The organism is Kitasatospora sp. NPDC056783, assembly GCF_042789895.1.
In the GTDB taxonomy this organism is placed as follows: Bacteria; Actinomycetota; Actinomycetes; order Streptomycetales; family Streptomycetaceae; genus Kitasatospora.
In genome coordinates this window covers 1-2,938 of record NZ_JBHUAF010000609.1, presented here as the reverse complement: position 1 = coordinate 2,938, position 2,938 = coordinate 1, and the positions used below count along the sequence as shown (strand labels likewise).

Here is a 2,938-nt window from a genome sequence, read left to right as displayed (position 1 = left end):
ATGTTCCTCCCGGCGGGCCGGACTCGTCACTTCAGGTGCCGCGAGGGTCCGTCAGGCCCTCGGCGCGCGGTCGGCCGTCAGCAGGGGCCGAGGTCGGTCCAGACGCCCCACTGGCCGCTCAGGCTCGGGTCGTCGCCCTGGGTCCACCACTTGTTGGAGTAGTAGTGGCCCTTCCACGAGACCTTGGTGCCACCGGCCGCGTACGCGGTGCTCGCGTTCCAGCTCGGGGCGGCCGAGCAGGACGGCGCCGGCGTGGTCTGGGTGGCGGTCGGGGTCGGGGTCGGGGTCACCGTGCCGGTCGGGGTCGGGGTCGCCGTACCGGTCGGGGTCGGGGTCGGGGTCGCCGTACCGGTCGGGGACGGCGGGGCCGGGCAGCCGGCGGCGGAGCCGTTGGTGGCGCTCACCATCTTGTCGAACAGGGCGGTCTTGGTGCCCAGGTCGTACAGCGAGAAGGCGAAGGAGCCGCCGAGGCCGTTGCAGTGCGCGTAGTCGAGCTTGGCCTGGATCGACTTGGCGTCCTCACCGCTCCAGAAGGTGTTGCCGTCGTAGAAGTACGTGGCCTTGGCCGCGTCGTCCCAGTAGGTCTTCGACGGGTTGTCGACGAAGCCCGCGAGCTCCTTGTACATCTGGATGCCGGGCATGTTGCCGGACATCGCCGCGCCGGTGGCCGGCTGCACGGCGGGCTGGAACAGACCGTGCTGGCCGTTGTCCTTCACGCCGGTCCAGCCGCGGTAGTAGAACGGCACACCCATGTTGATCTTGTTGGCGGGGAAGCCGCCGGGGATGCCGTAGTCCTTGTCACCGACCGTCCACGCCTTGATGGCGTTGTCGATCGAGTACTTGCCGTTGCCCGGCTTGACCGGGGTCGACGGGTCGTTCGGGCCCGCGTAGAGCGCGGCCTGGTGGTTGGTCGGCCCCTGGGCGTCCCAACCGCCGTGCATGTCGTAGGTCATGACGTCGAGGAAGGTCAGGTACTGACCGATCTTGTCGGTCTCGACGTTCATGATCTTGTCCTGGCCGGCGCCGACCGCCGCCGCCAGGCCGTAGGTCTTCTTGTCGACCGCGCCCTGCGCGTCCAGCTGGGTGCGGAACTCCTTCAGCAGGGCAGTGAAGTTCTGCTTGTCCGCCGGGCTGGAGAGGTTGCCGGTGTGGCCGCCGCCGCCCGGGTACTCCCAGTCGATGTCGATGCCGTCGAAGATGCCGGCCGCCGAGCCCGGACCGCCGAAGCCGGCGTCGACGGGCAGGTTGCCCTTGATGAACATGTCGATGCAGGACGACACCAGGTGCTTGCGCGACGCGTCCGTGGCGGCGGCCGGCGAGAAGTACTTGGAGTAGGTCCAACCACCGATGGAGAGCAGGATCTTGAGGTTCGGGTTCTTCGCCTTCAGCTTCTTCAGCTGGTTGAAGTTGCCCGCGACCGGCTGGTTCCAGACGTCGCCGACGCCGTCGACCGAGATGTCCGGGCCGAAGCTCTTCTGGTAGTCGGCGAACGCGTCCGCGGCGCCGTCACCCGCGTTGGGGTTGTTGTCGTTCTGGTCCGCGGCCTTGGTGGCCTGGAAACATCCGAGGTCGGTCGGGTGGATGTTGGCGAACGAGTAGATCATGTAGTCCAGCTTCCCGGCGACGCCGGTGTCCTGGATCGTCTTGGGGTAGTACGCGTTCGCGTAGATCGACCACTGGTCGTAGTACGCGACCTTGAGGCCGCCGCTGGTGGCGGGCGCACCGGTCGAGTTGGTGGTCGCGGCGTTGGCCGCGCCGCCGCCGGTCAGCGCGAGGCCGGCGCCGAGCAGCAGGGAGGCGGTGGTGCCGGCCGCGATGGCGGCCAGGCTCTTGGGGCGACGGCGACGGCCGCCGTCCGGAGCCGGGGTCCCGGCCCTTTCAATGCGTGAGCGCAGCATGGGTGCGTGACTCCTGGTTGTGGGGGATTCCGGTCGCCCCGGGGGGCACTCGTCCGGGGTGGGGCCGGACGACCGGGACATGACAGGCATGGGTGGGGAATCGAGCGGGATCAGACCATGACGGACTACCGGGATGTGCCGAACCGGCACCAACGGCACGAGGCCGTTGGCGCCGGCTCAGGGGCTCCCTGCACCTGGGCAATAAAAATGGACTAGACCAACTCACCCGTCAAGGGGTCCTGTTGGGCCTTGAGCCCCGCTTAAGGTTCCGCCCCCGCGCTGAGCTGGGCGGCCACCCCTGGAGCCGGTACCGCGACTCAGTACCGGACGGCGTTCGCCACCTCGGCCCCGACCGCGCCGGAGAGGTCCCGGTTGGAGCGCCCGGTGGCCTGGGCGCTCTGCCCGGCGGCCACGTCCTGGACGGTCACCGCGGTCGCGTCCAGCACCTTGCCCGACTCGTCGGTGAAATTCAGCTGGATCACGTAACGGTACGGCTGCTGCCCGTGGTTGGTGACGGTCAGCTGCGCCTGCGCCCTGCCGTCCGAGCCGGTGGTCACCGCCCCGACGGCGACGTCCCCCTTGGCGTCCAGCCCGCCCTTGATCCCGGCGACGGCCGAGGAGGCCGCCGACGCCGCGGACGAGGCCCTCGCCTGCGCCGAGGCGATCGCCGCCCCCGCCTCACCGGCCCCCGAGGCCAGCGCCGAGGCAGCTGAGGCGGCGGCGCTCGCGGCCTTCTCCACCGCGGCGGCCGCCGCGGAGCCCGCGCTCTTCGCGCCGCCGTCGGAGGAACAGCCCGCGAGGACCGCGGCGCCGACCGTCACCACGGCCAACATCCGGACTGCCGACGTCCGTTGGGGGCGCGTCGGCGGCGCTCCCGGATCCGGCGCGGTGGCCCTCGGCGGGGTCCCCCGCAGGGCCCTCGGCGGGACCGGGGAACTGGCGCGGGTGAGCGGCTGGCGGTCCATGCGGTGCCTCGTCTCCGGTCAGGCCGCCTCGGCCCTCCGCTCGGGGCGGCCTCGGCGGCGGGAGGTGTGCCGGGC

Annotated in this window: 2 protein-coding genes; both read right to left on the bottom strand. The window is 71.1% G+C overall.

Translation table 11 applies throughout. The annotated features are described in order from the left end of the window. Positions 1–77 precede the first annotated feature (77 nt). Positions 78–1,898: a glycosyl hydrolase family 18 protein gene (locus ACFRMQ_RS39805; RefSeq protein ID WP_380735787.1), complete on the bottom strand. Its 1,821-nt coding sequence runs from the start codon at positions 1,896–1,898 to the stop codon at positions 78–80. A gap of 317 nt (positions 1,899–2,215) precedes the next feature. Continuing rightward, entirely contained in the window at positions 2,216–2,719 is a 504-nt protein-coding gene (locus ACFRMQ_RS39800; protein WP_380735786.1) for an FxLYD domain-containing protein, read from the bottom strand. Between the last annotated feature and the right edge of the window lie 219 nt (positions 2,720–2,938).

Coding starts and splice junctions, on each gene's coding strand:
- ACFRMQ_RS39805 (WP_380735787.1), bottom strand. CDS start 1,898: ATGCTGCGCTCACGCATTGAAAGGGCCGGGACCCCGGCTCCGGACGGC.